At 70.3% G+C, this 25,730-nt stretch carries 26 protein-coding genes; 10 read left to right on the forward strand and 16 right to left on the reverse strand.

Features of this window, described 5'->3' with window-relative positions; genetic code table 11:
• The first annotated feature begins 22 nt into the window (after positions 1 to 22).
• The 3 genes from ACU6RU_RS08895 (at position 23) to ACU6RU_RS08905 (ending at position 2,806) form a co-directional block, all read left to right on the forward strand.
• Positions 23 to 895 carry a manganese catalase family protein gene (locus tag ACU6RU_RS08895; protein ID WP_289329760.1) on the forward strand — a complete coding sequence of 291 codons (873 nt, stop codon included), beginning with the start codon at positions 23 to 25 and terminating at the stop codon, positions 893 to 895.
• A gap of 168 nt (positions 896 to 1,063) precedes the next feature.
• Positions 1,064 to 2,212: a zinc-dependent alcohol dehydrogenase gene (locus tag ACU6RU_RS08900; protein ID WP_446726343.1), complete on the forward strand. Its 1,149-nt coding sequence runs from the start codon at positions 1,064 to 1,066 to the stop codon at positions 2,210 to 2,212.
• 3 nt (positions 2,213 to 2,215) lie between these two features.
• The gene (locus ACU6RU_RS08905) at positions 2,216 to 2,806 is read left to right on the forward strand and encodes a hypothetical protein (protein WP_446726344.1); all 591 of its coding nucleotides are present in this window, start codon (positions 2,216 to 2,218) and stop codon (positions 2,804 to 2,806) included.
• Here ACU6RU_RS08905 and ACU6RU_RS08910 read toward each other — a convergent pair.
• The 4 genes from ACU6RU_RS08910 to ACU6RU_RS08925 form a co-directional block, all read right to left on the reverse strand.
• Complete coding sequence (locus tag ACU6RU_RS08910; RefSeq protein ID WP_446726345.1) at positions 2,803 to 3,717, reverse strand: SDR family NAD(P)-dependent oxidoreductase; 915 nt, start codon at positions 3,715 to 3,717, stop codon at positions 2,803 to 2,805. The two genes, ACU6RU_RS08905 and ACU6RU_RS08910, sit on opposite strands and share 4 nt — an antisense overlap.
• An 81-nt stretch (positions 3,718 to 3,798) precedes the next feature.
• Positions 3,799 to 4,425, reverse strand: coding sequence for a DUF1349 domain-containing protein (locus ACU6RU_RS08915; protein ID WP_446726346.1), 627 nt, complete (start codon positions 4,423 to 4,425; stop codon positions 3,799 to 3,801).
• 57 nt (positions 4,426 to 4,482) lie between these two features.
• Positions 4,483 to 4,617 carry a hypothetical protein gene (locus ACU6RU_RS08920; RefSeq protein ID WP_446726347.1) on the reverse strand — a complete coding sequence of 45 codons (135 nt, stop codon included), beginning with the start codon at positions 4,615 to 4,617 and terminating at the stop codon, positions 4,483 to 4,485.
• A gap of 143 nt (positions 4,618 to 4,760) precedes the next feature.
• Positions 4,761 to 6,575 (reverse strand): DEAD/DEAH box helicase, encoded by a 1,815-nt coding sequence (locus tag ACU6RU_RS08925; protein WP_289329766.1) that lies wholly within the window; start codon positions 6,573 to 6,575, stop codon positions 4,761 to 4,763.
• Positions 6,576 to 6,678: 103 nt separating this feature from the next.
• On the opposite strand from ACU6RU_RS08925, the gene ACU6RU_RS08930 reads away from it, so the two are divergent.
• Both ACU6RU_RS08930 and ACU6RU_RS08935 read left to right on the forward strand, forming a co-directional pair.
• Positions 6,679 to 8,655 (forward strand): ABC1 kinase family protein, encoded by a 1,977-nt coding sequence (locus tag ACU6RU_RS08930; RefSeq protein WP_147374444.1) that lies wholly within the window; start codon positions 6,679 to 6,681, stop codon positions 8,653 to 8,655.
• 4 nt (positions 8,656 to 8,659) lie between these two features.
• Positions 8,660 to 9,013 (forward strand): helix-turn-helix domain-containing protein, encoded by a 354-nt coding sequence (locus ACU6RU_RS08935; protein ID WP_259455396.1) that lies wholly within the window; start codon positions 8,660 to 8,662, stop codon positions 9,011 to 9,013.
• Positions 9,014 to 9,040: 27 nt separating this feature from the next.
• Here ACU6RU_RS08935 and ACU6RU_RS08940 read toward each other — a convergent pair whose 3' ends face one another.
• Positions 9,041 to 10,069 (reverse strand): alcohol dehydrogenase catalytic domain-containing protein, encoded by a 1,029-nt coding sequence (locus tag ACU6RU_RS08940; RefSeq protein WP_289329768.1) that lies wholly within the window; start codon positions 10,067 to 10,069, stop codon positions 9,041 to 9,043.
• Complete coding sequence (locus ACU6RU_RS08945) at positions 10,066 to 13,365, reverse strand: DUF5107 domain-containing protein (protein WP_446726348.1); 3,300 nt, start codon at positions 13,363 to 13,365, stop codon at positions 10,066 to 10,068. The genes ACU6RU_RS08940 and ACU6RU_RS08945 overlap by 4 nt, the downstream gene beginning before the upstream one ends.
• 89 nt (positions 13,366 to 13,454) lie before the next feature.
• Between ACU6RU_RS08945 and ACU6RU_RS08950 the strand changes: the two genes are divergently transcribed.
• Positions 13,455 to 14,318 carry an AraC family transcriptional regulator gene (locus tag ACU6RU_RS08950; RefSeq protein ID WP_446726349.1) on the forward strand — a complete coding sequence of 288 codons (864 nt, stop codon included), beginning with the start codon at positions 13,455 to 13,457 and terminating at the stop codon, positions 14,316 to 14,318.
• Between the two features lie 6 nt (positions 14,319 to 14,324).
• Here ACU6RU_RS08950 and ACU6RU_RS08955 read toward each other — a convergent pair whose 3' ends face one another.
• From ACU6RU_RS08955 to ACU6RU_RS08970, 4 genes are all read right to left on the reverse strand, one after another.
• On the reverse strand, positions 14,325 to 15,656 hold the full coding sequence (locus ACU6RU_RS08955; protein ID WP_446726350.1) for a cellulase-like family protein: 1,332 nt from the start codon (positions 15,654 to 15,656) through the stop codon (positions 14,325 to 14,327).
• Between the two features lie 4 nt (positions 15,657 to 15,660).
• Positions 15,661 to 16,599, reverse strand: a complete 939-nt coding sequence (locus ACU6RU_RS08960) for a carbohydrate ABC transporter permease (protein ID WP_446726351.1) — start codon at positions 16,597 to 16,599, stop codon at positions 15,661 to 15,663.
• Positions 16,593 to 17,486 (reverse strand): carbohydrate ABC transporter permease, encoded by an 894-nt coding sequence (locus ACU6RU_RS08965; RefSeq protein ID WP_183045425.1) that lies wholly within the window; start codon positions 17,484 to 17,486, stop codon positions 16,593 to 16,595. Before ACU6RU_RS08965 ends, ACU6RU_RS08960 begins: the two co-directional genes overlap by 7 nt.
• Before the next feature lie 64 nt (positions 17,487 to 17,550).
• On the reverse strand, positions 17,551 to 18,870 hold the full coding sequence (locus ACU6RU_RS08970; protein ID WP_446726352.1) for an ABC transporter substrate-binding protein: 1,320 nt from the start codon (positions 18,868 to 18,870) through the stop codon (positions 17,551 to 17,553).
• 209 nt (positions 18,871 to 19,079) lie between these two features.
• Between ACU6RU_RS08970 and ACU6RU_RS08975 the strand changes: the two genes are divergently transcribed.
• Both ACU6RU_RS08975 and ACU6RU_RS08980 read left to right on the forward strand, forming a co-directional pair.
• Complete coding sequence (locus tag ACU6RU_RS08975; protein ID WP_446726353.1) at positions 19,080 to 20,510, forward strand: carboxylesterase/lipase family protein; 1,431 nt, start codon at positions 19,080 to 19,082, stop codon at positions 20,508 to 20,510.
• A gap of 104 nt (positions 20,511 to 20,614) precedes the next feature.
• Entirely contained in the window at positions 20,615 to 21,019 is a 405-nt protein-coding gene (locus ACU6RU_RS08980) for a hypothetical protein (RefSeq protein WP_289329774.1), read from the forward strand.
• Positions 21,020 to 21,025: 6 nt separating this feature from the next.
• Here ACU6RU_RS08980 and ACU6RU_RS08985 read toward each other — a convergent pair whose 3' ends face one another.
• Genes ACU6RU_RS08985 through ACU6RU_RS08995 form a run of 3 tightly spaced genes read right to left on the reverse strand, consistent with a single transcriptional unit; the run spans position 21,026 to position 22,753 of the window.
• Positions 21,026 to 21,484, reverse strand: a complete 459-nt coding sequence (locus tag ACU6RU_RS08985) for a DUF805 domain-containing protein (RefSeq protein WP_289329775.1) — start codon at positions 21,482 to 21,484, stop codon at positions 21,026 to 21,028.
• 34 nt (positions 21,485 to 21,518) lie between these two features.
• On the reverse strand, positions 21,519 to 22,511 hold the full coding sequence (locus ACU6RU_RS08990; RefSeq protein WP_289329776.1) for an SRPBCC family protein: 993 nt from the start codon (positions 22,509 to 22,511) through the stop codon (positions 21,519 to 21,521).
• The gene (locus ACU6RU_RS08995) at positions 22,508 to 22,753 is read right to left on the reverse strand and encodes a helix-turn-helix domain-containing protein (protein WP_120265088.1); all 246 of its coding nucleotides are present in this window, start codon (positions 22,751 to 22,753) and stop codon (positions 22,508 to 22,510) included. The genes ACU6RU_RS08990 and ACU6RU_RS08995 overlap by 4 nt, the downstream gene beginning before the upstream one ends.
• Before the next feature lie 126 nt (positions 22,754 to 22,879).
• On the opposite strand from ACU6RU_RS08995, the gene ACU6RU_RS09000 reads away from it, so the two are divergent.
• Complete coding sequence (locus ACU6RU_RS09000) at positions 22,880 to 23,944, forward strand: hypothetical protein (protein WP_446726354.1); 1,065 nt, start codon at positions 22,880 to 22,882, stop codon at positions 23,942 to 23,944.
• Complete coding sequence (locus tag ACU6RU_RS09005; RefSeq protein ID WP_446726355.1) at positions 23,941 to 24,327, forward strand: GntR family transcriptional regulator; 387 nt, start codon at positions 23,941 to 23,943, stop codon at positions 24,325 to 24,327. Before ACU6RU_RS09000 ends, ACU6RU_RS09005 begins: the two co-directional genes overlap by 4 nt.
• A gap of 13 nt (positions 24,328 to 24,340) precedes the next feature.
• On the opposite strand, the gene ACU6RU_RS09010 is transcribed toward ACU6RU_RS09005, so the two are convergent.
• The 3 genes from ACU6RU_RS09010 to ACU6RU_RS09020 all read right to left on the reverse strand — a co-directional run bounded on the left by ACU6RU_RS09010 (position 24,341) and on the right by ACU6RU_RS09020 (position 25,722).
• Positions 24,341 to 24,748, reverse strand: a complete 408-nt coding sequence (locus ACU6RU_RS09010) for a hypothetical protein (protein ID WP_446726356.1) — start codon at positions 24,746 to 24,748, stop codon at positions 24,341 to 24,343.
• Between the two features lie 79 nt (positions 24,749 to 24,827).
• Positions 24,828 to 25,043 (reverse strand): helix-turn-helix domain-containing protein, encoded by a 216-nt coding sequence (locus ACU6RU_RS09015; RefSeq protein ID WP_434543636.1) that lies wholly within the window; start codon positions 25,041 to 25,043, stop codon positions 24,828 to 24,830.
• A gap of 25 nt (positions 25,044 to 25,068) precedes the next feature.
• On the reverse strand, positions 25,069 to 25,722 hold the full coding sequence (locus ACU6RU_RS09020; protein ID WP_446726357.1) for a hypothetical protein: 654 nt from the start codon (positions 25,720 to 25,722) through the stop codon (positions 25,069 to 25,071).
• Positions 25,723 to 25,730 lie beyond the last annotated feature (8 nt).

Consider the following 25,730-nt stretch of genomic DNA (forward strand, 5'->3'; position numbering starts at 1 on the left):
CGGCCGATCCCCAGGAGGCGAGATGTTCTTTCATCGACAGGAACTGCAGTTCGAGGCGCGCCCGGAGAAGCCCGACGCGATCTTCGCGCGGCGCATGCAGGAAGTGCTCGGCGGCCAGTACGGCGAGATCACCGTCGCGATGCAGTACGGGTTCCAGGCGTGGAACGCACACGTTCCCGGCAAGTACCGCGATCTGCTCTACGGCATCGGCGCCGAGGAGTTCGGTCACGTCGAGATGCTCGCGATCATGATCGCGCAGCTGCTCGAGAAGGCTCCGGCCGAGCAGTCCGAGGCCGCAGCGAAATCCGACCCCGTGCTCGGGGCCGTGATCGGCGGCATGGACGTGCAGGCCGCGATCGTCGCCGGTGCGGGTGTGCGCCCCGTCGACTCGAACGGCAACCCGTGGCAGGGCTCCTACGTGACGGCGAGCGGCAACCTGCTCGCCGACTTCACGGCCAACGCGAACGCCGAGATGCAGGGGCGGCTGCAGGTCGCGCGGATCTACCACATGACCGATGACAAGGGTGTCCGGGACATGCTCTCGTTCCTCCTTGCGCGCGACACGATGCACCAGAACCAGTGGATCCGGGCGGCCCAGGAGCTGCGCGAAGAGGGAGTGGAGGACATCCCCGTGCCGTCGAACTTCCCGCTCTCGAACGAGGCGCGCGAGCACGCGTACCAGTACATCAACTTCTCGGACGGCGCCGCGGCCGCCGAGGGTTCGTGGGCGTCGGGCCCGACCCCCGACGGCAAGGGTGAGTTCACCTACCTCGACGGGCCCGACACCTCGGTTCCGATGCCGCCGCCCACGCAGCCGGATCCCCGCTTCTACGGCACCGATGCGAAGCCGAACATCATCGACAAGGCCGAGGGCGTCATCCGCGACAAGCTCTGACGACCCCGGGCGACCCGGCCGTGCCCGGATGCAAGGGATCTCGCCCGACACCCCGACCGGATGCCGTTCCGGCCGGGGTGTCGGCGACGATCCCTTGCATCGGCGCGCGGCACGACGGCACGACGACACGGCACGAGGACAGCACGAACACCTGGAGAAAGGCGATCGATGAAGGCGATGACCTATCGCGGACCATACAAGGTGCGCGTCGAAGACAAACCCGATCCGCGGATCGAACACCCCCACGACGCGATCGTGCGGGTGACGCTCGCCGCCATCTGCGGCTCGGATCTGCACCTTTACCACGGCATGATGCCCGACACCCGGATCGGCCACACGTTCGGCCACGAGTTCATCGGCGTCGTCGAGCAGCTCGGTGGTGCCGTGACGAACCTCGCCGTCGGCGACCGCGTGATGGTGCCCTTCAACATCTTCTGCGGCTCGTGCTACTTCTGCGCACGCGGGCTGTTCTCGAATTGCCACAACGTCAACGCGAACGCGACCGCCGTCGGCGGCATCTACGGATACTCGCACACGGCGGGCGGCTACGACGGCGGTCAAGCCGAGCTCGTGCGCGTCCCCTTCGCCGACGTGGGTCCGACCGTCATCCCCGACTGGATGTCGGACGAGGATGCTCTCATGCTCACCGACGCCTACGCGACGGGCTACTTCGGAGCCCAGCTGGGCAGCATCGTCGAAGGCGACACCGTCATGGTGCTCGGAGCCGGGCCCGTGGGCCTCGCCGCGGCGCAATCGGCCTGGCTCATGGGGGCGGGACGGGTGATCTCGTTCGATCACCTCGACTACCGTCTGACGAAAGCTCGCGATTTCGCCCATGCCGAGACGGTGAACATCTCGGAGCACCGCGACGTCGTCGTGGAGATGAAGCGCATGACCGACTACCTCGGTGCCGATGTCGTCATCGATGCCGTCGGCGCGGAGGCGGACGGCAACGTCACCCAGCACGTCACCTCGGCCAAGCTCAAGCTCCAGGGCGGCTCGCCTGTCGCTCTGAACTGGGCGATCGACGGAACACGCAAAGGCGGATCGGTGTCGGTGATCGGCGCGTACGGTCCGCTGTTCAGCGCGGTCAAGTTCGGCGACGCCCTCAACAAGGGACTGACGCTGCGCATGAACCAGGCACCGGTCAAACGGCAGTGGCCGCGGCTGTTCGAGCACATCCGCGCGGGCTACATCTCACCGAGCGACATGATCACGCACCGCATCCCTCTCGAGCACATCGCCGAGGGATACCACATGTTCTCGTCCAAGCTCGATGACTGCGTGAAGACCGTCGTCGTCCCCTCGGAAGGCTGACCCATGAGCACGAACTCCGCTGAGATCCCGACCCCGTACACCGCGAGCGTGCCCCGACCGGCACCCGACCGCGCGGCGCTGCGCGCGCGCATTCCGGGCTGGGGCGTCGACCTCGACCCTGCGGATCGCCCGTCGGACACCGTCGAGAGGATCGACCCGGCTGCCGCCGACCGCGGGATGCCGCCACGGCAGGCGGACGACCCCGGCCGGGAGCGCTCGATCGAGCACGCGTTCCTCACGCCCGTGTACGGCACGGCGCAGCCGCTCCACGGCCTGTCGGGACGCATCCGCCGGCTGGCGTATGCACGCTTCAGCGAGGGCCGCGCCGCGCACTGGCTGCTGCTCGTGGCGGGCGACCGGGTCGAGGCCGTCGGCGCTCACGTGCGATCGTTCGCGACGACGCGGCCCGACAACCCGATCACCGAGACCGGGGTCCTGAGCGAAACGCGACGGCATCCGATCCGGTCGCGGTTCGGGCGCGGACGCATCGACCAGCGTCACACATGGCTCGACCCCATCCTCGTCGCGGGTCCGTGGGTGCTCGCGGGATGGATCGTCATCCGCGGCGCGCGCCGCGCATTCGGGCGCGGCTAGGGCGATCGAGGCGACCGCGGCGTCTCGGCAGCGGTCGCGGGATCGTCGAGGCTCCGGTGGACCGCGCCCGAGCTCGGTGCCGCCTCGGCACCATGTCGCAGGCAGGCCTGGACGAGGTCGGCGGCCGATCGCGTCGTCAGGCGCGGCGCGATGCGGTACCCCGCGAGGGCCGCGCGCGCCTTCCACCCGACCGCGACCCGCTCGCGCGGAACGACCGCGGCCCGCAGGATCGCGTCTGCGACGACCTCGGGCTCGTCCATCAGCGGCAGTCGCAGCGCTCGGCCGGCGTGGTTGCCCGCATGGCGCCAGAACGGTGTGCGGACGGCCCAGGGCAGCACCGCCGTCACCGCGACGCCGTCGACCCCCGCGAGCCGCAACTCCTGGCGCACTGCGCGGGTGAGCGAGAGAACGCCGGCCTTCGTCGCGGCATACGACGCCTGGGACGCCAGCGGGACGACGCTCTCGACCGACGCGGTATTGACGATGACGCCGCTTCCTCGCGCGACGAACCGGCGGAGTGCGACATGCATCCCGCGCATCACCCCGGCGAGGTTGGTGTCGACGATGCGGAGGTGCTCGTCGAGGGGTGCCTCCCAGAACGGCCCGATCGTGGCGACCCCGGCATTGCCGACCCAGACATCGATCGGCCCGAACATCCGCCCCGCCTCGCCGGCGAGGCGCTCGAGATCATCGGTGCTGCCGACATCGCCGGGCACGGCGTGCGCCCGACCGCCGCGCTCCCGGATGCGTCGGGCGAGGTCATCCAGCGCGTCCGCGCGGCGCGAGAAGACGACGATGCTCGCCCCGGCCGCGGCCGCCCGCAGCGCGACGGCGCGACCGATCCCGCTGGACGCGCCGACCACGACGATCGTCCGGCCGGCGAGGTGGGGGTGCGAAGTGGTCGCGCTCATCGATGCAGGATCGATCCGCGCGGCACGGATGCCGTACCCCGTTGCGCTCGTCCGCCGCAGCCGCTATTCGCGCGGCGGCTCTCAGGACCCGTCGCGCAGATCGGCCAGCGTGCGCTCGGTGAACAGGATGTCGGAGAACCGCACGTCACAGCCATCGCCCGTGGGGCTCTGCGCTTCGAAGCCGACACGGACCTCGTCGCCGCCTGCATGGGGCAGCGCGAAGGCTCGCACCATCGACCACGTCTCCCCGTCGGTCGACGCGTGGAAGGCGAACACGCGTCCGACGCGCGCGAGGCGCAGCCACACCGCGTCGCCGTCGACGTCGAACGCGTTGGCGTCGTCAGAGACGTCGCGGGTGACGACGGAGACCACCATGGGCGTGCCCGCGGGCGCGGCCTCGAAGCAGAGTTTCGCCCACCGGCGCTCGTCGATCCAGATCAGCAGCACCCCCGCGTCGAACGTCGCCCCGAAGTCGACGCCGACGCGTGCCTGAAGCGTGAAGTCCCCCGCGGGCGGCACCGCGGTCAGGCTCACGGCGTTCATCATCGACTCGGCCGCCGTGCTACCGGCTCCGCTGGGGTCGACGAACAGGTCGCTGTGCGGCTTCGCGGTGACGGCGACACCGTCCTCGCGCACCTCCCACGGCCAGGCCTCGGACGGAACGAGAGGAACGGGGAACGTGGAAACGACGACGTCGGCGGTGCTCATGCTCCCCAGTATCCCGGGAACAGAGCACCGCCGACGTCGGTGACAGCGCCGTGGCCGTCACCGATCGGTTCGGGCCTCCTCCGCGGCCTCTTCGGCCTCGGCGCCCTCTTCGGGAGACTCCGAACCGGCGGATGCCGCGTCGTCGCTCTCGTGCTGGTGCTCGTCGTCTCGTCCGTGATGGTCCGCGCTCATGTCACTTCTCCGATCGGCTCGTGTGACTCCCCGCGCCTGCGGGACACCTCCACTGTGCACGCGAAGCGGATGCCGCGAACCGGGCTTGCCCCGAGAGCGGATGCGTGCGAGACGCGCTCAGCTCCCGGGGCGACGCCGCGATGTCAGTCGGCGGTCTCCGAGCGGTGGCGGGGCTTGCGCGCGGGACGGTCGTCGCGGTCGCGGTCACGCGGGCGGTCATCGCGATCGAATCGGCCGCGCGGGCTGCGGCTCGGGCCGCCCGTGTCGACGCGGATCTCGATCGCCTTGCCCGAGATGCGGGTGTCGGCGAGCCGATCGAGCGTCGACTGCGGCATGTCGGACGGCAGCTCGACGAGCGAGAAGTCGGGGCGGATCTGAATGGCGCCGAAGTCGCCGCGGCTGAGGCCGCCCTCGTTCGCGAGCGCGCCGACGATCTGGCGGGGCTCGACACGGTGCCGCTTCCCCACCGCGATGCGATAGGTGGTCATGTTGGGGTTGCTCGCGCGCGGACGGCGCTCGGGGCGACCGTCACGATCGTCGCGGTCGAACGAGCGCGGGGCGCGGTCCTCTCGCGGAGCTCGGGCACGCGGCTCGGGGTCGGGCTCGAGCAGCAACGGGGTCTCGCCCTGAGCGACGAGGGCGAGCGCGGCGGCGACGTCGACCTCGGGGACGTCATGGTGACGGACGTAGTGGGCGACGATGTCGCGGAAGCGCTCGAGCCGTTCCGTCTCCTCCAGCGCCGCGGTGATGCGGTCGTCGAAGCGCGACAGGCGGGTGACGTTGACCTCGTCGACGCTCGGCAGCTGCATCTGCGTCAGCGGCTGGCGGGTCGCACGCTCGATCGCGCCCACGAGCCCGCGCTCGCGCGGGGTCACGAAGCTGATCGCGTCTCCGGTGCGGCCCGCACGCCCGGTGCGGCCGATGCGGTGGACGTACGACTCGGTGTCGGTCGAGATGTCGAAGTTCACCACGTGCGAGATGCGCTCGACGTCGAGGCCTCGGGCAGCGACATCCGTGGCGACCAGGATGTCGAGCTTGCCCGACTTCAGCTGGTTGACGGTGCGCTCGCGCTGCACCTGGGCGACGTCGCCGTTGATGGCGGCTGCCGAGTAGCCGCGGGCGCGTAGCTTCTCGGCGACCTCCTCGGTCGCGCTCTTGGTGCGGGCGAAGACGATCATCGCCTCGAAGTTCTCGACCTCGAGGATGCGGGTGAGCGCGTCGATCTTCTGCTGGTACGACACGATCAGGTAGCGCTGGCTGATCGTCGAGGAGGTCGTCGTCTTCGAGGCGACGGTGATCTCTTCGGGATCGTTGAGGTACTGCTTCGACATCCGGCGGATCGCTGCCGGCATCGTCGCCGAGAACAGCGCGACCTGCTTGGTGTCGGGGGTGTCGGCGAGGATCGTCTCGACATCCTCGGCGAAGCCCATCTTCAGCATCTCGTCGGCCTCGTCGAGCACGAGGTACTTCAGCTCCGAGAGGTCGAGCGTGCCTTTGTCGAGGTGGTCCATGATGCGGCCGGGGGTTCCGACGATCACGTGGACTCCGCGGCGCAGCGCCGAAAGCTGCACGCCGTAGCCCTGACCGCCGTAGACGGGCAGCACGTGAACGCCCTTCGTGCGCGACGCGTACTTCTCGAACGCCTCGCAGACCTGCAGCGCGAGCTCGCGCGTGGGTGCCAGCACCAGGGCTTGCGGGGTCTTCTGCGTCAGGTCGAGCCGGTCGAGGATCGGCAGCGCGAAGGCCGCGGTCTTGCCGGTTCCGGTCTGAGCGAGCCCCACGACGTCGCGTCCCTCGAGGAGCGTCGGGATGGTCGCGGCCTGGATCGCCGACGGTGTCTCGTAGCCCACATCAGAGAGCGCCTTGAGCACCTGCTCCCCCAGCCCGAGGTCGCGGAAGGTGATGACGGGCGGCTCGTCGACGGACTCGGATACAGACTGTTCAGCAGAAGTGGACACGCTTCAGGGTAGTCCGCCTCCGCCGAGATCGCATGATCGGCCCGGCGTGGCAGAGCCCGGTGCCCTAGCCTCGAAGCAGGTCGACGGACTCGAGGGGGTACCGATGCCGGAGTGGCTGCTCTTCACCATCGCGGCGGTGGTCTTCTCCGTCGCCGCGACGTGGTTGGCCAAGCGAGCGCTCGAGGCCCGCGTCGGCTGGGTGCGCGGACCGCTCGTCTCGCTCGTGGTCTTCATCGTCTTCGGGCCGCTCGGCATCTGGGTGCTGCGCGGCGCCGGCGTGCTGCAGGAGAACGGCCTGCTCACCGACGCGCCCGTCGCCATCGGCTTCGTGTTCCTCGTGCTGGCCTGGCTGTTCGCGATCGTCCTCATCGCCCTCATCACGCTCGAGCTCATGTGGCCGGCGCGCCCTCCGGTCGGCCCCATCACCTACGTGCGCGAGGCACTGCACCGGCGCCGACGCGCGGTGCGGTACGCCCGCATCGTCGCGATCGCCTCGCGCCACGGTCTCGGTGGGATGCGCAGCGAATCCGCGCGGGCCGAGTTGCCCCGGGCACTCGCGGCCACCCTCGACGACGCGGGCGTCACCTTCGTCAAGCTCGGCCAGATCCTCTCCACGCGCAACGACCTGCTCCCCGCCGAGATCACCAGCGCGCTCGCCTCCCTGCAGATGGACACGACCCCCATCCCCTGGCACGAGGCGAAGGCGGCGATCGAGAAGCAGCTGGGCCGGCCGATCGAGCTCGTCTTCGCCGACATCGACGAGACGCCGCTGGCGGCGGCATCCGTCGGCCAGGTCCACAGCGCTCATCTGAAGGACGGCCGCCCCGTCGTGGTGAAGATCCAGCGCCCGAAGGCACGCGCGCAGGTCGCCACCGACCTCGACATCATCGAGCGGGCGGCCGCCGACCTCGAGCGGCGCACGACGTGGGCGAAGGATGTCGGGGCCTCGGCCCTCGCCGCGCAGTTCGCGGTCGCCCTGCGTGAAGAGCTCGACTACCGCGTCGAGGTGGGCAACATGCAGATGCTGCGCGACTCGATGACGGCCGCCGATGCCCGCGCGGTGCGGATACCCGACGTCTATCCCGACCTGTGCACGGAACAGCTCATCGTCATGGAGCACGTCCAGGGCATCCCGTTCAGCCGACTGCCCGAGCCGGGAAGCGACGCACCGGGGGCCGTGGATCCCGAGCAGGCCACGCGCATCGCCGACGCCGTGCTCGACGTCATCGTCGGGCAGATCGCCCTGCGGGGCGTCTTCCATGCCGACCTGCACCCGGGCAATCTCATCCTCCAGCCCGACGGCATCGTCGCCCTCATCGACTTCGGCTCGGTCGGCATCATCGAACGCAGCATGCGGCGGCTACTGCTGCCGATGCTCGTCGCGCTCCACAACGAGGACGACTCCGGCGCGACGGATGCCGTGCTGATGCTCGTGAAGCCCCGCGCCGACGCCGAGCTCGACGTCGGGGCGCTGCAGCACGACATCGGCGTCATCCTCACACGACTGCACAACTCCAACTCCGACCAGCACCTCTTCACCGCGCTGATCGAGGTGCTCCGGCGCCACCGACTCGCACTCCCGCCCGGTCTGCTGCTCGGGTTCCGCACGCTCGGCGCCATCGAGGGAACGCTGCGGCGACTCGATCCCGACTACGACATGATCAAGCGCGCCCTCTCGCGCGCGCCGCAGTACGCCCTGCACATGGGCGACCCGCGGTCGGCGGCGATGACCGCTCAGGTGCAGGTGCAGCTCGGGATCGAGCGTGCGCGAGAGCTGCCCCGCCGGGTCGACGGGATCCTGAACGATCTCGAGTCGGGCCGGCTCACGGTGCGATTGCGCGCGCTGGAATCGCCCGACGACCGGTCGTGGGTCGAGTCGCTGACGGGGCGCTTCACCACGACGCTCGTGGGGGCCACCCTCGTGATCGTCGGCGTCATGCTCGGTGTCGTCCAGCACGGCCCGCTGCTGACCGACTCGGTGTCGGTGTTCCCGTTCCTGGGTAGTGTGGTCGGGCTCGGCGGCCTGTTGCTGCTGCTGCGTTCGCTACGCTCGGCGCTCATCCGCCGCGATGGAAGGTGACCCTGTGAAGATCCGCGACCTCGTCCATTTCGTCGCCGTCGCCGATACCCTGCACTTCCCGCGGGCCGCCGAGCACCTGGGCGTCTCGCTCGCCGTGCTCTACTCGTCGATCGACCGGCTCGAAGAAGAGGTCGGGCAGCCGCTGTTCGTCAAGGACGGCGGTAAGCCGCGACTCACGCCCGCTGGCACCCTGCTGCTCGCCGACGCGCGAGCCGAGGTCGCGGCTGCACCCGCGCCGGCGGTCGCGCCCCGGCAGAAGGCAGCGGGCGGCGGCAAGGCGAAGGCCTCGAAGGGATCGGGTCGCGCACCCATCGTGAAGGGCCAGCCCAAGCCCTACAAGAAGCGCCAGGGGCGCTGACCCCTCAGGCGCGGGAGCCCTCGACCGTCACCGCACCCGGGGGTCGACGAGGAACTTCATCGTGTCGGGGTCGGAGTTGCGCGCGAAGAAGCCCGCGAGGTCGTCGAGCCCACCACGCGCCGTGACGAGGTCGTCGACCCGCACCGCACCCGAGGCGACCAGCTCGATGGCGAGCGGCCACGTGTCGACGTATCGGAAGAGCCCCTCGACCACGAGCTCACGGCTCTGCAGCAGGAACAGGTCGAGGTCGACGGTCGCGGACCCCATGCCGACGAGCACGGCACGCCCGGCGCCGCGGAGCGACCGGAGGCCCGCGGCGATCGCCGCTCGTGCACCCGAAGCGTCGACGAACGCGTCCATACGGCCGTCGAGCTCGGCCACCTCGGCGGGATCGACCGCGCGTGTGGCTCCGTGCGCGAGCGCGACATCCCGTCGAGCCGCCACCGGGTCGGCCACGACGACCTCCGCGGCACCGAAGGCTCGCGCCGCGGCACCGGTCAGGATGCCGATGGGTCCGGCCCCGGCGACCAGCACCCTCGAGCCCGGCACCACCCCGGCCTTGCGCACCGCCGCGATACCGACCGACAAGGGCTCGAGCAGCGCTCCCTCGTCGTCGCTCATCGTCTCGGGCAACGGGTGCGCCGCATCCGCGGGCACCGCCAGGTATCGCGCGAACGCGCCGTTCTCGGGCGGCGCCGAAGGGAACCGCATCCGCTCGCAGAGGTTCGAGCGCCCGGCCCGGCATGCCGGACACCACCGGCAGGGGCGCTGCGGATCGATCGCGACGCGCTCGCCGATCCGGTGCTCGTCGGCTGCCGAGGCGACCGCAGCGATGACTCCCGCGGCCTCGTGACCGAGGATGAGCGGGCTCTCCACCACGAGGTCACCCACCCGGCCGTGCTCGAAGAAGTGCACGTCCGAACCGCACAGCCCGACGGCGGTGAGCTCGACGAGCACGTCGCCCGGTTCCATCACCGGCAGGGCGACGTCGCGGACCTCGAGCCGGCCCGGCGAGACCAGCACGCTGGCCATCATGCGGTCGGGGATGCCGATCATGCGTTCACCGGCCGCTTCGCCGATCCGGTCGCCGGGCCGGCTGCGCGAGCCGCGGCGTGTTCCTCGTCGTAGCGAGCGAGGGCCGCCGCGAGCTCGTCCGCACGGCGCCGCGCCGCCTCGGCCGGATCGAGCGAGAAGAGCAGCGTCTCGGGCAGTGACGTCGCGAAGTAGTCGACGCGCGCGGGAGCCGAGCGCAGCTCGCTCACCCGTGCCGCGACGCGTGACCGCAGGTCAGCGGCAGCTTCCTCGTCTCCCCGGGCGCAGGCGGCCCGCGCGCCGTCGAGCGATTCCGCGTCGATCTCGGCGGTCGCCGCTTCCGTCGCCGCCGTGCGCCAGGCGTCGTCGGCCGCGGCCGCGTCACCCAGGCTCGCCCGGCAATGCCCGAGCCGCAGCCAGAGGGCCGCACGACTGTCGAGCAGATGCCATGCCTCGCCGAGCGAGCGCGGCGTGTCGAGCGCTCGTTCGAGCAGCGCCGCTGCGCGCGCGGCGTCGTGTCCGAGTTCGCCGGCGCGCGCGATCGATGCCCGGGCGAACGCGCGGATCGCGACGCCCTCGCCGCCTTCCCAGGGCTGGAGCGGCCTGCTCAGGAGCAGGTCGAGGGCCTCGGCGGCACGCCCGGTCGTCGTCAGCAGGTCGGCCACCGTGACGAGCAGGTCATCGCGCACGATGAGCCGGTCTCGATACGGCTCGAGTCTCGCCAACCGGGCCGCTGCCGAGATGCCGCGCCGCTGCGCGAGCTGGTCGAGCTCGAACCACAGGCGCGGGTCGTCGCTCACCTCGACGGCCCGGTCGTACAGGGCGGCGGCGGCGTCGAGATCGCCCTCGACCTCCGCCGTGGCCAGCGCGGCGTTGCGCAGCAGCACGCCATCGCGCGTCGCGTCGTCGAGGGCCGCACGCCACTGCACCAACGCATCCGTCCGGCGGCCGCGGTCGTAGAGCCACATGCCGAGCAGCGCCCGCGCCCGCGCGTCAGCCGGATCGGCTGCAACGGCAGCTTCAAGGGCGTCGTGGGCGTCGAGCCCCGCGGGAAACACCCAGTCAGCGGGTGCGCGCTGCGCGCGATGGCGAGCGTCGGCGGCGGCATCCGTCTCGCCTGCCTCGTCGAGCAGCCGCGCCCGCTCGTACTCGGCGACCGGAGCGATGCCGCCGGTGCCGGTGGCCGAGGCCCCGGCCGCCGCGGCGAGGACGGCGAGCGCGTCGTCTCGCTGCCCCGCGCGGGCGAGATCGCCCGCGAGATCGAGCAGCATGAGCCCGTCGTCCGGCAGGGCGCGGCGAGCGAGGTAGGCGGTGAACACGTCGAGCCGATCGCTCTGCTCAAGCGTCGCGAGTTCAGCGTCGGCTTCGGACTCGCGCCCGAGACGGCGCAGCACGATCACCCGGACGTTGCGCGCGAGCGGGTCATCCGACCCGTGACGCAGCGCGTCGTCGAGGCGGCCGAGTGCGGCGAGGTCGCGCCCCGCCCGCGCGTCGAGCAACCCCATCTGCACGCTGGCGGGGTGCGCCCACCGCACATCCCAGGCGGCCTTCGCGAACGCGTCGTAGGCACCAGCGTCGTGGCCCCGGCGCGTCTCGACGAGTCCGAGGCGGTAGTGCGCCTCGCCGTCCGCGGGGTTCGGGTTGCGGAACGTGAGGCGCTCGACGGCTGCGCGTAGGTATACGGCAGCCACGTCGTACTCGCCGCGAGCGTAGGCCGAGGCGCCGAGCGCGGTGTTCGAGCGTGCGTCGCCCGGGTCACGGCGAAGCGCCTCTTCCCAGTAGGGCTCGGGATGCCGTGTGGGATGGCGGTACTGCGCCAGGTGAACCCCCGTGAGGTAGAGCTCGTCGGCTGAGGCGATGTCTGCGGGCAGCGGCGGCTCGGTCGCGACGGCGGGCTCGGGCGCGCCGTCGTCATCCGAGCGCGGCCGCCACCGGATGAGTTCGCGATCGCCGTCGTGGACGATGACCTCGATCCGGGTGGCGTCGACCCCGTGGGGGCAGGGCATCGAGTCGATCCAGGGGCGGCCCGGCCCGAGGTCGACGACGCGCTCTTCCGTGTCGGCCCCGAGCGTCACGCGCACGCGGGCGCCAGGCGCATCCGAGGTGACGGCAACGCCGATGTGCACGTGACCCTCCTCGAGACGCACCGAGACGGCGGCATCCCTCGTGGCCTGATGCGCGGCGCCGATGCCGGTGATCGGGAACCAGAACTGCGAGAACGTCTTGACCTCGCCGGGCGCGAGGTACGAGAAGTCGGGCTGGTTGTCGGTGTACACACCGGCCATCAGCTCGACATAGGGGCCGTCGCCGTCGGTCAGCTGGTCGTCCCAGGCGTGGCCGAAGGGGGCGTTGCCCCACGTCCACTGCTTCTTGCCCGGCGCGATGCGGCGATCGGCCCAGTGCACGAAGCCCGCTCCGGCCGCGTGGTCGTAGCCGCCGAAGAAGTCGTCCCGCGTCTCGACCACCATGTACGACGTCGGCACGGGGATGTTGCCGTAGTAGTCGATGCGGTCGGCATCGGGGTGGGCCGCATCGACCCGAGCCGGGTAGTCGACGCCGTAGTAGGGGCGGTCGGCTCGTGGGAAGGCTGTGATGGCGCGACGCGCGTGATCGGCGACGTACCGGACGTCGGTCGGGAAGAACGACTGGTAATCCTCGTGCGCTCGCGCGGCGACGTTCGCCCACCAGAGGAACGTCTGCGGCACCTCGGTGCGGTTGTGCAGCCGGGCGCGCAGCTCGATCAGCGAGCTGTCGGGACGCAGGCGGATGCCGTGGGTGCCGCGCATGCGCGCGAAGGGATCGTGATCCGACATCCAGACCGTGACCGCCCCGTCGGGTTCGCGTTCGATCCAGCTCTCCATGGGCAGGAAGGTGGCGGGTCGGTGATGCTGCGGCCAGTTGAACTCGACGCCTCCCGACACCCACGGACCGGCGAGCCCGACGAGGGCGGGCTTGATCACGTTGTTGCGGTAGAAGAAGTCGTACTCGGCGGTCTTGTCGTAGCCGATGTGGATGCGGCCGCCGAGCTCGGGGAGGAGCACCAGCCGGATCCAGCGGTTCTCGAGGTGCACGGCACGCCAGTCGCGGTCGCGCGGCTCGGCGGCGATCCGCTCGGTGAAGGGCAGCGGGTACACCCGTCCGCTCGACCCCTGGTAGACCCGGCGGTCGAAGAACATCGGAAGCTTCTCCGGTGGCGCCGGCTCGTACGTGGGAATCGTGAGCGGCTGCTCCCAGACGGCCACGCCGCCGTCGTCGAGCGTCACCTGCTCGTCCGCGGGCGGCTCGGGAAGACGCAGCGAGGATGTCGAGGTCGAATGCATGCCTCCAGCGTCGCCGAGCGAACCCGGCCGCGACATGGCGGAAGCGGCCGTGCACCTGGACGATCCGCCGATGTGTCAGGATGACGATCATGGCCATCTCAGACGGTTTCGCGGGCGAACGCCTGTGCGTCGTGCCAGCACCGGCGATCACCGCCGCGCTGCAGCGCCCCGTGACCCGCCGCCTGGTCGTCACCGACGCCGGCTGGTTCCCGCATGCCGCCGATCATGGTCGCACCCGCGACCGCGGCATCCGCACGACGATCGTCATCGTCTGTACGGCGGGCTCCGGGTGGGTCGAGATCGGCGGCACGCGCCACCGCGTGCAGGCGGGCACCGCGGTGGTGATCCCGGCCCGCACGCCGCACGCCTACGGCGCGGATGCCGACGATCCCTGGACGATCTGGTGGTGCCATGTCGTCGGCTCCGACGTCGACGACCTCACCGCGGCGATCGGCACCACGGCCGCACGACCGCTCGTGCGCCTCCACAGCGTCGAGCGCGCGGTGTCGCTGCTCGACGAGATCGTGCGGGGGCTCGAACGCGACCAGTCGCCCGTGCGTCTGGTCGCCGTCACGGGTGCCGCGTTCAAGCTCATGACCCAGCTCGCGTCCGACCAGGCACTACCCGAGCGCGGCGACCCGCTCGAGCGCGCGATGACGTTCCTGTCCGAGCGGCTCGACAGCGCAGTGCCGGTCAGCGAGCTGGCGGCACTGGTCGGGGTGTCGGCATCCCATCTCACGTCGCTCTTCCGGCGCGCGACGGGCGGCGGCGTCCTGGCGTACCACACGGCGCTCCGGATGACGGCGGCGCGCACCCTCCTGGAGCGCACCGATCGCACCGTCGGCCAGATCGCGACAGACGTCGGCTACAGCGACCCGTTCTACTTCTCGCGGCACTTCCGACGCGTGCACGGGATGAGCCCGAGCCGCTACCGCGAGGAGCGTCGCGGATGACGCCGCTCAATCCCGGTCGTCGGCGGCCGTCGTCGGGGCAGCGAGGATCTCGGCGTTGAGGCGCCGCTGCCACGCGACATCCGACCACTGCGGATGATGGGGCGCCGCGTTCGAGCTGAGCACCATGCCCCACACGCCGTGCTCGAGCGCCGTGCGCACGCCGTGCTCGGCGAGCTCGGTGCCGACGGGGCCGTCTTCGAAGTCGGCCCGGAGCGGGGTGTAACCCACCCAGCCCTCCCCCACGACGGCGGGGATGCCGCGGCGCCGCGACCACGCGGCGAGCGCCGTCACTCGTGACCGGATCTCGCGCAGCATCTCTTCGCGGTAGAGCCCGTAGTGGTTGTAGAGCCACCGGTCCCACAGGTCGGGGTCGACCCAGTCGTAGCCGTAGATCTGCTGGTCGGTGATGACGGTGGCCTCGAACTTCCAGTCGGCGGCCCGGCCGTACTCGGCGAACGAGGGCGCGTCGTCGACCAGCAGCGCCCGCATGGCCTCACCCGGGAAGCCGTCGGTGCCTTCGGAACGGATGTCGATGCGTCGCTGCAGCGCATCGAGCACGCCGTACGCGTAGACGTGCAGCTGCGCCACCTGGAATCGGTCGGACAGCCCGACGAGATCGAGGAAGGGGGCCTTGCCGTAGCTCGCGGTGACGAGGTGGCCGGGATGCGCGGCACGCACTCGATCGAGGGCGGCGTCTCCGCCGTCGGCGAAGGCGGGGACGATCGAGAAGTCGACCTCGTTGTGGAGCTCGGTGAACGCGATCGTGTCGGCCAGCCCCGCGGACTCGATCTCGTCGAGCATCCGGATCGTCGCCGTCGCCAGGACGTCGTAGCGCTCGGCGAGCGGCACCGCATCGATCGCGCGGAACCAGCGCTCGTCAGCCGCGAACGCCGGCGACTGCTGGTACTCCCAACTTGCGAGGATGACGACGATGCCTCGTTCACGGGCACCGCGCAGCAGATCGAAGAAGCGCGAGCGCAGGTCGAGCCGGTAGCCGCCGGGCACGTCGTACCACCGCGTTCCGTTGCCGAACACCTCGCCGTGCGGCGAGCGCCCGAGCCCCTCGATCTCGAGGTCGCTCGCGAGGTCGTCGAGCCCGAGGCCGCCGAACAGCAGTAGCGGTGCCGCGCAGATGCGGACGGCGTTGTAGCCGCGATCGACGGCCTCATCGAGCGCGGCGCCGAGGTCGGCGTAGGGCTCGCCGTCGCCGGCACGCGTGTACCAGGAGAAGTCCCAGAGCGTGATCGTCAGGCGCGGCGGAAGGTGCGCGGGCACGACCCCCGTCAGCGCGCGGGTGTCGGGGGCTGGGTCGTGTCCGGAGCCGAGATAGCGGGTCATCGGGTCATCCCTTCGTCGCGCCGGCGGTGAGACCGGCTCGCCAGAATCGTTGCAGAGCGGCCATGACCACGATGAGCAGGACGGCCGAGACCGCGGCTCCCGTGACGACGAGCTCGTAGTACAGCGGCGCTCGCTGCGTCTGACCGTTCCAGAGCATGAGCCCGAGGGTGACCGGGAACGTGCGGGCGTCGTTGAGCATGACGAGCGGCAGCAGGTAGTTGTTCCAGATTCCCACGAACTGGAACAGGAACACCGTCACGAGGGCGGGCGCCATCATGCGGGTGGCCATCGTCGCGAAGATGCGCACGTCGCCGGCACCGTCGAGGCGCGCAGCCTCGATCACCTCGTCGGGCACGCCCGCGGTGGCATAGATGCGGCAGAGGTACACACCGAACGGACTGACGATGCTCGGCAGCAGGAACGACCAGTACGTCCCGGTCAGGCCCACCGCATTGAACATGAAGTAGGTCGGCAGCGCGATGACGGTCGCGGGCACGAGGACGCCGCCGAGGATCATCGCGAACACCGCTTCACGCCCGGCGAAGGCGTACTTGGCGAACGCGTACCCCGCGGCCCCGCTGAGGACGGTGGCGATGAGCGCGCCGAGCCCCGAGTAGAACAGGCTGTTGAGCAGCCACTGGGTGTAGATGCCGCGGTCGGTCGCGAAGAGGTTCTGAAGGTTGGTCAGCGGCTGCGGGGCGTCGCTGAACCAGAGCCCGAACGAGCCGAACAGGTCGGCGTTGCTCTTGGTCGCCGCGAACAGCACCCACACCACCGGCAGCGCGAAGTACACCAGGGCGGCGACGAGGACGGCAAGGGTCGGCAGCGACCCCCAGAAGCCGGCACCCGGTCCCCCGGCGCCGCCGCGGCGGGCAGCGCGGCGATCGGATGCCGCGCCGGTGGTGACCGAGCGGGTGGATTCGGTGACGGGTGCGATCACCATGCGCGGTTCCCCTTCCGATTGACCAGCCGCAGGAAGACGAACGAGAACACGAAGGCGATGACGGCGACGATGACGGCCATCGCGGCGGCGAGATTCGGGTTGCTCTGCGTGAACGCCTGGTTGTAGGCGGCGAGGTTCGGTGTGTAGTCGGTGTTGATGGCGGTCGTCAGCGGGCGGAGCACGAGAGGTTCGACGAACAGTTGCAGCGTGCCGATGATCGTGAACACCGTCGTCAGTACGAGCGAAGGCCTCAGCAGCGGCAGCTTGATCTCCCACACGATGCGCCATTCGCCCGCCCCGTCGATGCGCGCGGCCTCGTACAGGTCGGCGGGCACGGCCTGGAGCGCCGCGATGAGGACCAGCATGTTGTAGCCGGCGAACGTCCAGATGCCGATGTTCGCGATGGCGAACATGACGGTGCCCGATTCGAGCGGGGCGGCCGAGATGCCGAGGGCGGAGAGCCCCTGGAGGATCGGACTCGTGCTCGGCACGTAGAGGAAGCTCCACAGCAGCGAGGCGATGACGCCCGGCACGCCGTAGGGCATGAAGAACGCCACGCGGAAGAACTGCGGCCAGCGGGCCCGGGTCGACTCGAGCAGCAGGGCGAGCACCGCCGAGAGCACGACCATCAACGGCACCTGGATGAGTGCGAAGACGGCGATGCGTCCGAGGCTCGAGACGAACGCGGGGTTCGCGAGCGCCCGGACATAGTTGTCGAGGCCGACGAAGAGCGTTTCCGGCGCACCGAGCCCGAGCCCGCTCGCGCGGACCGAGAAGAGGCTCTGCACGATCGCCCAGACGATGGGGGCGACGTAGAAGACGGCGAAGGCGAGGAGGAACGGGCCGAGCAGCAGCAACAGCGGCAGTCGGCTTCGGGTGGTGTGCATGCGATTCCCTTCGGGGCGCGACCGGGAGGGGCGGGTGGCGTCGCTGCCACCCGCCCCGTTCGGATCAGTCGGCGACCGAGATCCCCTTCGCCGTCATCTCGGCCACCATCTGCTCCTGCACCTTGGCGTAGGCCTCGGTGAGGGGCGTGCCCGACTCGACAGCGGCAGCGACCTCGTCGAGGAGGCTCGCGTTGAGCGCGTCGACCAGCGGCGGCCACTGCCAGTCGCGTGCCACCTGCTCATTCGACTCGGCGAAGACATCCCAGATGTCCTGGCCGCCGAAGAACTCGAACACCTCGGGGGCCGATTGGATCGAGGGGATCGAGTCGACGTCGGCGATCGCGGGCCAACCGGCACCGTTCTCGGTGAGCAGGCTCACGCTGTCGAGGTTGCTGTTGAGCCACAGGGCGAACTCGGCCGCCTGCTCGGGGTGCGCCGAACCTTTCAGCACGACGTTGGCGGAACCGCCCGACCAGCTCGCCGAGCGGGGGTTCGCCTCGTCCCACTGCGGCATGAGTCCGACCGACCAGAGCCCCGAGGTCTCGGGGGCGTTGTTGCGGATGATCGCGTCGGCCCACGAGCCGCTCATCCACGACACGATGCGCCCGGCCTGCACGTCGGCGAACCACTCGCTCGACAGGTCGGCCTGCACCTTCACGAGGTCTTCGTCGATGAGGCGCTGCCAGTACTCGGCCATGCGCAAGGTGTCGGGGTTGTCGATCGCGACCTTCCAGGCGTCGCCCTCGACCTGGAACCAGGGTTCGCCCGCCTGTTCGGCGAGGCCCTCCATCCAGGCGGCCTGGTTCGGCGCGAACGCCGCGATGTAGCGGTCGGGCGCCGTCGCCCGCACCGCGACGGCGGCCGCGTAGAAGTCGTCCCACGTCGCGGGGGCCTCGGTGATGCCCGCCTCGGCGAACACGTCCGATCGGTAGTAGAGCCCCATCGGGCCCGCCGCCTGCGGGATGCCGTACACCCGGTCGCCGAACGTCGTCGCGCCGATCTGCCAGTCGGAGAAGACGTCGACGTCATCGCCCACGTAGTCGGTGATGTCTTCGAGGGCGCCGTTGAGCAGGAAGGTCGGCATCTGGTCGTAGCCGACCTGTGCGACATCCGCCGGGTTGCCGGCCTGGACATCCGAGAGCATCTTGGCGTAGCCGCCCTCGGCGCCCGAGACGATCGTCTGCAGCTCGACCTGGATGTCGTCGTGCTGCTCGTTGAAGAGGTCGACGGCCTGGTCGATGCCGGGCACCCAGGTCTGGAACGTGAGGGTGACCGGACCCTCGTCGGCGGGTGCGGAACAGGCCGCGAGCGGCGCGATGACGGCGACGGTGATCGCGAGCGGAAGAAGGCGACGGCCGCGGAGCCGCCGGGGTGGAGTAGACATCGATGCCCCTTTGCATGTGTGCGACGAGCTGCTCGGGTAGCAGCCGGATTTCACACGCTAGAACCGGTGATGCCAGGCGGACATAGCCGAATGAGCGTGTGCCCTGGACGATCCGCTGATCGGTCGTCGCGCATGACGGCCGCGCCGGGGGGATGCCGAGACGCCTCATAAGCGGCTCTCATACGGTGGAAGGAACGGAGGGAGCAGGGATGTCGCACGAAGCGGTCTCGAACGAGGCACGGGCCACCATCGGGCGGGGCGTGGTGCGGGGCACTCACGCGAACGGGATAGACCGCTACCTCGGCATCCCGTACGCGAAACCGCCGGTGGTCGAGCGCCGGTTCCGCGTCGCCGAACCGGTCGACCCGTGGGACGGCGAGCGCGACGCGACGCGGTTCGGTGCGACCGCGCCGCAGACCCCCTACCCCGGCGCCCTCGGCGAACTCCTCACCGTGCCGACGATCGAGGGCGACGACATCCTCACCGTCAACGTGTGGGCGCCCGCGGAGGCGGAGAATGCGCCCGTCGTTCTGTGGCTGCACGGCGGCGCGCTGGAGCGCGGCGCTGCCGCCCAGACGATGTACGACGGCACCACGTTCGCCCGGGACGGCATCGTCTTCGTCTCGGCGAACTACCGGCTCGGCGTCGAAGGCTTCAGCGTGCTCGATGGTGCACCCCTCAACCTCGGACTGCGGGATGCCGCGGCGGCGTTGCGCTGGGTCAGCGACGAGGTCGGCGCCTTCGGGGGCGATCCGGCGCGCATCACGCTCATGGGCGAGTCGGCGGGCGGTGCCCTCGTCGCCGCGCTCGTGAGCGAGCCCTCCTCTCGCGCTCTCGTCGCGGGCGCCATCATCCAGTCGGGACCGCTCGAGGCCGCCGAGCCTGACAGAGCACGCCGCGCGTCTGACGCGGTGGCCCGCGAGCTCGGCATCCCGACCACTCGTGACGCCTTCGCCGCGGCGCCGATCGCCGATCTGCTGAGTGCCCGTTCGCGAGCGTCGGCGGGGTCGAGCCCGCTGCGCGGCGCTCCCGGTTTTGTGCTCGCTCTCGACGAGGAGTCGCTGCCCGAGGCGCCCGAGATCGCGCTGCGGTCAGCGGATGTGCCGGTCCTGATCGGGACCAACACCGACGAGTACCGCCTGTGGCTCACGCCCGAGGCCATCGCCGGGATCGGGCATCTGAAGGCGTGGGTCGCGCGACGAGCTATCGGTGTGCCGGAGCGGGCGGCGCGGGCCGTCGCGCGCGCCTTGCCCGGCGCATCGCCCGGCGAGGTGCTCGGTCAGCTCCTCACCGACCGGATGCTGCGCGCCCCCGCCACGCGGATCGCCCGTGCCCGCACCGCGCCGACGTTCGTCTACGAGTTCAGCTGGCGCAGCCCCATCCGGGGTTTGGATGCCGCGCATGCCCTCGAGATCGGCTTCGCCTTCGATCGGCTCGGCGACCCCGAGGCGCTGCTGTTGGCGGGCCCCGACGCGCCCGCCGACCTCGCGCGCGACATGCACGCGGCGTGGGTCGCTTTCATCCGCGACGGCGACCCCGGGTGGCCGCGCTTCTCGACGTCGTGCATGACGCGCATCTGGGATGCCGCGAGCCGCGATCTCCCGCAGCGCCGAACCGAGGTCATCGACGCGCTCGGCTGAGGCCGGCATACGCGAAAACCCACGCCGCGGCTAGGGCCTCTCGGCAACTCGTCGGCGGTGCGACAGTTTCCTCGGGACCTCTCGCACCGACGAACGGAGCCGTCATGACCGACGCCAACACCTCACCTGCCACGGCCGATGATGACGCCACGCCTGCTGCCGCCGCCGCCGACACGGCCGACCACGCGTCCACGCCCGACCAGCCCGAGCGCCCGAAGGGCGTGACGGGCGCGGCTTCGCGGGTCGTGCACGGCGTCGGGGATGCCGGCAAGGGCGCCATCCACAAGGTTCGGGATGCCGCGAAGGAGGCACTGCCCGACGCCGTACCCGACGTGGCGGACAGAATCGTCGACGCGGCCGCCGGGTTCGCCACCGCCCGGATCGATCAGAACGTCGCGATCGCCGACGGCGCGCTGAGCCTCACCCGTCGCACCGGCAAGGCCGCGCGCATCGCGGCGGTCATCGGTGTCGTCGCCGTCATCGCCGTACTCATCGCCCGCCGCTCGTAGGCGGCGTCACGCGCCGGCGGAGTCGAATCGCGCTCCGCCGCGCTCGCCCCGGATCGAGAGCATGATCGCGAGAGCGATCCATCCGATCAGGGGCAGGACGATCAAGAAGAACCACATGCCGCTGCGGTCGGTATCGTGCAGCCGGCGCCACGTTACCGCCAGCATCGGCAGCAGGGTGACCAGCGAGAACACCAGCACGATAACGTCGGGTAGATCCTGCACGACCCGGGTGTCGATCGGTCGCCAGTCCCCGGTGACGAGGCCGTTGATGATCTGCACGACGATCGGGAACAGCACGACAACGAGCATCGGCCACCAGAACTCGGACCGACTCGCACGCCCGCGGAAGTTCGCGTAGTTCTGGACGAACCGCCGCAATGCGACGAGCGCAGGCGCGCCGACGTAGGGCCGGGTGAGAGGGGGCTCGGTGAGACGGTTCGGTCGGGGTGTCGCTTCACTCGTCATCCCCCGACCCTACGCGGGGCGCCTCACCCGGCGTTCACCGGAACGCGCGACCGATCGACGCGCCGATCTGTGAGATCTGCAGCCAGATCGCGGCGTTGTACAGCGGCCGCATCACTCGACGCAGCAGGGGAAGAGCCCGTCGCTTCGCGGTGCGCTCCCACCCCTGCTGGATCAGCAGCCGGGTGCCGCCGGCAGCGGGTTCCAGCACGATCCGCATGCGGCGCCGGTTCGACTTCGGCGAATCGGGCCAGGTCGTCACCCACTCGATCGCGCTCGTCGGCTCGCTCTCGACGAGCTCGATGCGGGCACGGCGACGCTCGGGATTCACCCGCTGCGGCTTGCCGTTCGGCGCGGTCTCGAGCGCGTAGGCGGTCCAGCTCGCCCCCGGCTCGATCTCGTCGGGCAGATCATCGACCCGGCCGAAACCGGGATCCCACTCCGGCATCCGTGCGGGATCGCTCAGGAGCGCCCAGACCTCCGCGACCGGGGCGGAGACATGGGCTTCGCCGGCGCCCGAGATCGACGCGCCGTCATCCATGGCCCGGCTCGGTACGGCGGGGTACCGCTCCGCCTGATCGAGAACCTCATGCACCTGCTGGGGAGTCGTCTCGAGGCGCTCGAGAATCGCTGCGATCAGCCCGCTGCCCTCGGCGAGCAGTTCGCGCAGCACCGCAGCGGCGTCGCCGCGCTTTCCGCCCTTGGCCGCGCGCCGCAGCACCTCGAGGGCGCGGTCGTTCCACTCGAAGTCACCGCGCTCGTGGTAGGTGATGCGACCGGGGCCGGGGGCCGCCGCTTGCACCCCGAGCGAGGCGAGTTGATCGGCGTGCTGCTGCTCGACCGCCGCACGTGTGCGTTCGAGGTCGACGCTCAGGGCGCGCAAAACCTGCCCGGCGACCTGCTCGTTGATCGTCAGCGCCAGCAGCAGGTGGTCGATGTCGCCGCTCTGCTCGCCGAGCCGGGAGGCTTCCTCCGCACCGGCGAGTGACAGTTCGTACATCGTCGCGGTCGCGACCGTCAGCTTGCTCATCGGGTTCTCCTCGGGATGTCGATGGTCGGGTCGATCCGTTTGGCGTACTTCTTGTGCACGGCCTGACGCGAGACGCCGAGCGCATCGGCGATCTCCTGCCAGCTCATGCCCGCGCGCAGGCCGGCCTCGACCTGCGCGAGCTCGAGGCGTTCCGTGAGGGAACGCAGCGACGCGATGGCACGCAGCCCCGCGCGCGGATCACGCGTGTCTGCGGCGACGCCGGCGATTCGAGTGGATTCCATGTAAGCAACCTAGGTTGCTCGGAGCGCGCTTGTCAACCTTAGTTGCTCACGAGCTGCGGGGCGCCTTGTGCCATCAACCTGATACATTTTGTTTCACCATCGGGGTACAAGCGAAAGGCGTCACGCATGCTCATCCCTTCTCTCGCGACCTTCGGGCCCCTCGAACTCACCGGCGCCATCGCGACATGGCCGCCAGTGTCATTCGTGCTCGGACTCGTCGCCGCGGCGACCGTCGTCGCGATCCGCGCGAACACGAGCGGTGGCGCCGAGCGCGGATCCGGGCTCATCGGAGAGCGCGGATCCGCGCTTCGGCGCCGGTACGCCGGGGAGCATGTCGCCCTGGCCGTCGCGGGCGTCGCCGTGGCTCTGGGCTTCTTCCTCGAGTTCTTCTTCCGCGGCTACGTCTGGGACGGCTCCGGGGCGTCGTGGTGGCGTGTAGCGGCGCCGCTCGCCGTCGCACTGACCGGCATCATCGCCGCGCTCGCCATCGTTCGCACGCGCGGATCGGGCGCGCCCGAGCGTCCCGTATCGCCGCCGGTGCGGAGGTCGTGGGTCTCGTTCAGCTCGCCCATGACCCTCGTCGCTCTGACGATCACAGCGCTCGGGCTCGTCGCGACGACCGTCGCGGCCTGCCTCGCCTCGTCGCCGAACGATGACGGCGATTGGCTGTGGCTCGTCATCCCGATCCCGAATGCAGCGGATGTCGATCCCCTCCGCGTCGTGTTCTATGGCTGGGCCTACGGCGTTCCCGCCCTCGTCGGCCTGACGCTGCTGGTGATCGTCGTCTGGCGGGCCCTCGACCGCAACGCCGCGCGGTCGTTCCTCCGGCCCGAGACCGTCGCACTCGAGCGCGCAGCCCGCCGCCGCACCGCCGGCGGCATCGTGTGGCTGGCGACGGGCGCGTGCCTGCTCGCGTTGGGGGCAGCGTGGCGTCTCATCGGCAACGCGGCCTCGACGACGACCCTGATGATCGACGGCCCGGGCACCACCACCTCGTACGACGTCGCATGGCGATACGCGGAGCTTGCATCTCTCGCCGGCGCGGCCGCGCCGATCGTCGAGATCGTGGCCGTCGGCATGCTCCTCGTCGTCGGCGGTTCGCTCGTCCCGCGCGCCGATCGCGACTCGGTCGCCGCCGCGATCGCCCCCGCGCCCGGAGCGCCGGGGACGGATGTCGGGTACGCCCGATGACCATCACCCGGCCGCTTTCCAGCGCCGACGAGAGCACGCCGTCGCGCGAGATCTATCTCCAGCTGCGTGGGCTCATCGTGTCGGGCATGCTTGCCGCGAATGAGCGCCTGCCCACCGTCCGTCAGACCGCCGCCGACCTCGGCGTCGCGCCCGGCACCGTCGCGAAGGCCTACAAGCTGCTCGAGCAGGAGGGGCTCGTCGTCAGCCGCACCGCCGCCGGAACCCGCGTCGCCGAATCGGCGGCGGTGCTCCCCCACGCCGTGCTCAAGCGCATCCGCGAGCTGACCGACGAGGCGCTGCGCACCGGAGCGGGGCTCGACGATGTCATCAGCGTGCTGCGTGCGCAGTGGAGCGCTCAGACCGAGCAGCCGCCGGCCGATTGAGGCAGGGGTCGGGCTACAGCCCACCCCGGATGACGACGACGCTGTCACTGATCTGTTCACGGCCCGGGCGGTTCTCGGCATCCGGCAGGTAGCGGAAGTCGCCGACCTCGACGGCGGGCCCTCCCGTGATGATCGTCCCGAGTCCGCCGCCGGAGGAGCATGCGGTGCTCTCGAAGTTGCCATCGCGGAGCTGAATGAGGCAGATCTCGTCGTCCTGGCTCTTCGCGAGGAACAGCTCGACGCCGTCCACCTCGCCGACGAAGCGCGTCGTGTCAGACGCGATGCCGTCGGCTGCCCGCGCGTCAGCGACGACGTCGCGGTCGGTCTGCTCGGTCGCAAACTCGGGCAGATCGCCTGCCGAGCAGCCGGCGAGCAACAGGATTGGTGCGGCCAGGAGCAGTGATTTCATCAGCGATCGCATGCCTGCACCCTATCGACCGGATTGTCGGGGAGTCGGGCTCCACTGACGCGGCCACCCCCGATGACCTGACTTCACGCACTCATCGCGGGGTCTGTTCACGATCAGCGAGTTCGAAAAGACGCCCGGGTTCGACCTGGAGTGCATCGCAGATCGCGGTGAGCGTCGTGAATCGGATCGCTTTACCGCGATTGTTTTTCAGGGCCGACAGGTTCGCGATCGTGATGCCAGTCCTTCGAGCCAGCTCGGTCAGTGTGACGCCACGCTCCTGCAGCACGTCATCCAGCAGAATGCGCACCCGATGAGGCGCCCCGGGCGAATGGTCAGATGACACCGTCCGCCTCTTCCGAATATCGCGCTCCCGCGTCGAGTGCCACGCGTATGGCGATCGCTACGAGGCCGGCGATAACGAGTGGCAGCGGCCACTGTGGCAGTCCGATCACGAGGTCCGAGTATCGAGCTCCCAGAATTTCTGCCCTAGTGTCACTGTCGACCGGCCCTGCATTCGCCACCAGGTAGACATTCGATGCTGAACTCATCAGCCCAGCCGCGATTCCCCCCCACAAGAAAGTGAGAGACATCATGCGAAAGACACCCAGGTTTCGCTGCTCGAACGAACGACCAGCAGCGACCTGGCGGAGGACCGCCAAGAGCATCGCGGTGCCCGCGACGATCGTGGCTGCCTCGATCAACAGCGGCAGTGACGCGAACGCACGAAGGACGGGATCCGCATCCCGGAGATCACCCTGCTGTCCGGGCGCGAGGATTGCGACCTCAACACCGGGCAGCACCGTGAGCGGTAGGCCACCATCGGCCCCCTGCCCGACGATGAGTGCGTGCCCCGCGACGATCACTGCCGCCTCGATAAGGAGCTTCAGCGACGCCAGCGCCGCCACAACCGCGATGGCAAATCTGATCCACATGACATCCCTGCGGGAACGAGCTCCGACCACTGCGCCCTGCTGATACTTCTTCACTATGAGCA

It is taken from the genome of Microbacterium sp. F1-18 (genome assembly GCF_052921305.1).

What these genes read in the sequence shown, in the direction of transcription:
- ACU6RU_RS08895 (WP_289329760.1), top strand. Translation starts at nt 23, where the DNA reads ATGTTCTTTCATCGACAGGAACTGCAGTTCGAGGCGCGCCCGGAGAAG.
- ACU6RU_RS08900 (WP_446726343.1), top strand. Translation starts at nt 1,064, where the DNA reads ATGAAGGCGATGACCTATCGCGGACCATACAAGGTGCGCGTCGAAGAC.
- ACU6RU_RS08905 (WP_446726344.1), top strand. Translation starts at nt 2,216, where the DNA reads ATGAGCACGAACTCCGCTGAGATCCCGACCCCGTACACCGCGAGCGTG.
- ACU6RU_RS08910 (WP_446726345.1), bottom strand. Translation starts at nt 3,717, where the DNA reads ATGAGCGCGACCACTTCGCACCCCCACCTCGCCGGCCGGACGATCGTC.
- ACU6RU_RS08915 (WP_446726346.1), bottom strand. Translation starts at nt 4,425, where the DNA reads ATGAGCACCGCCGACGTCGTCGTTTCCACGTTCCCCGTTCCTCTCGTT.
- ACU6RU_RS08920 (WP_446726347.1), bottom strand. Translation starts at nt 4,617, where the DNA reads ATGAGCGCGGACCATCACGGACGAGACGACGAGCACCAGCACGAGAGC.
- ACU6RU_RS08930 (WP_147374444.1), top strand. Translation starts at nt 6,679, where the DNA reads ATGCCGGAGTGGCTGCTCTTCACCATCGCGGCGGTGGTCTTCTCCGTC.
- ACU6RU_RS08940 (WP_289329768.1), bottom strand. Translation starts at nt 10,069, where the DNA reads ATGATCGGCATCCCCGACCGCATGATGGCCAGCGTGCTGGTCTCGCCG.
- ACU6RU_RS08945 (WP_446726348.1), bottom strand. Translation starts at nt 13,365, where the DNA reads ATGCATTCGACCTCGACATCCTCGCTGCGTCTTCCCGAGCCGCCCGCG.
- ACU6RU_RS08950 (WP_446726349.1), top strand. Translation starts at nt 13,455, where the DNA reads ATGGCCATCTCAGACGGTTTCGCGGGCGAACGCCTGTGCGTCGTGCCA.
- ACU6RU_RS08955 (WP_446726350.1), bottom strand. Translation starts at nt 15,656, where the DNA reads ATGACCCGCTATCTCGGCTCCGGACACGACCCAGCCCCCGACACCCGC.
- ACU6RU_RS08960 (WP_446726351.1), bottom strand. Translation starts at nt 16,599, where the DNA reads ATGGTGATCGCACCCGTCACCGAATCCACCCGCTCGGTCACCACCGGC.
- ACU6RU_RS08965 (WP_183045425.1), bottom strand. Translation starts at nt 17,486, where the DNA reads ATGCACACCACCCGAAGCCGACTGCCGCTGTTGCTGCTGCTCGGCCCG.
- ACU6RU_RS08970 (WP_446726352.1), bottom strand. Translation starts at nt 18,870, where the DNA reads ATGTCTACTCCACCCCGGCGGCTCCGCGGCCGTCGCCTTCTTCCGCTC.
- ACU6RU_RS08975 (WP_446726353.1), top strand. Translation starts at nt 19,080, where the DNA reads ATGTCGCACGAAGCGGTCTCGAACGAGGCACGGGCCACCATCGGGCGG.
- ACU6RU_RS08980 (WP_289329774.1), top strand. Translation starts at nt 20,615, where the DNA reads ATGACCGACGCCAACACCTCACCTGCCACGGCCGATGATGACGCCACG.
- ACU6RU_RS08985 (WP_289329775.1), bottom strand. Translation starts at nt 21,484, where the DNA reads ATGACGAGTGAAGCGACACCCCGACCGAACCGTCTCACCGAGCCCCCT.
- ACU6RU_RS08990 (WP_289329776.1), bottom strand. Translation starts at nt 22,511, where the DNA reads ATGAGCAAGCTGACGGTCGCGACCGCGACGATGTACGAACTGTCACTC.
- ACU6RU_RS08995 (WP_120265088.1), bottom strand. Translation starts at nt 22,753, where the DNA reads ATGGAATCCACTCGAATCGCCGGCGTCGCCGCAGACACGCGTGATCCG.
- ACU6RU_RS09000 (WP_446726354.1), top strand. Translation starts at nt 22,880, where the DNA reads ATGCTCATCCCTTCTCTCGCGACCTTCGGGCCCCTCGAACTCACCGGC.
- ACU6RU_RS09005 (WP_446726355.1), top strand. Translation starts at nt 23,941, where the DNA reads ATGACCATCACCCGGCCGCTTTCCAGCGCCGACGAGAGCACGCCGTCG.
- ACU6RU_RS09010 (WP_446726356.1), bottom strand. Translation starts at nt 24,748, where the DNA reads ATGCGATCGCTGATGAAATCACTGCTCCTGGCCGCACCAATCCTGTTG.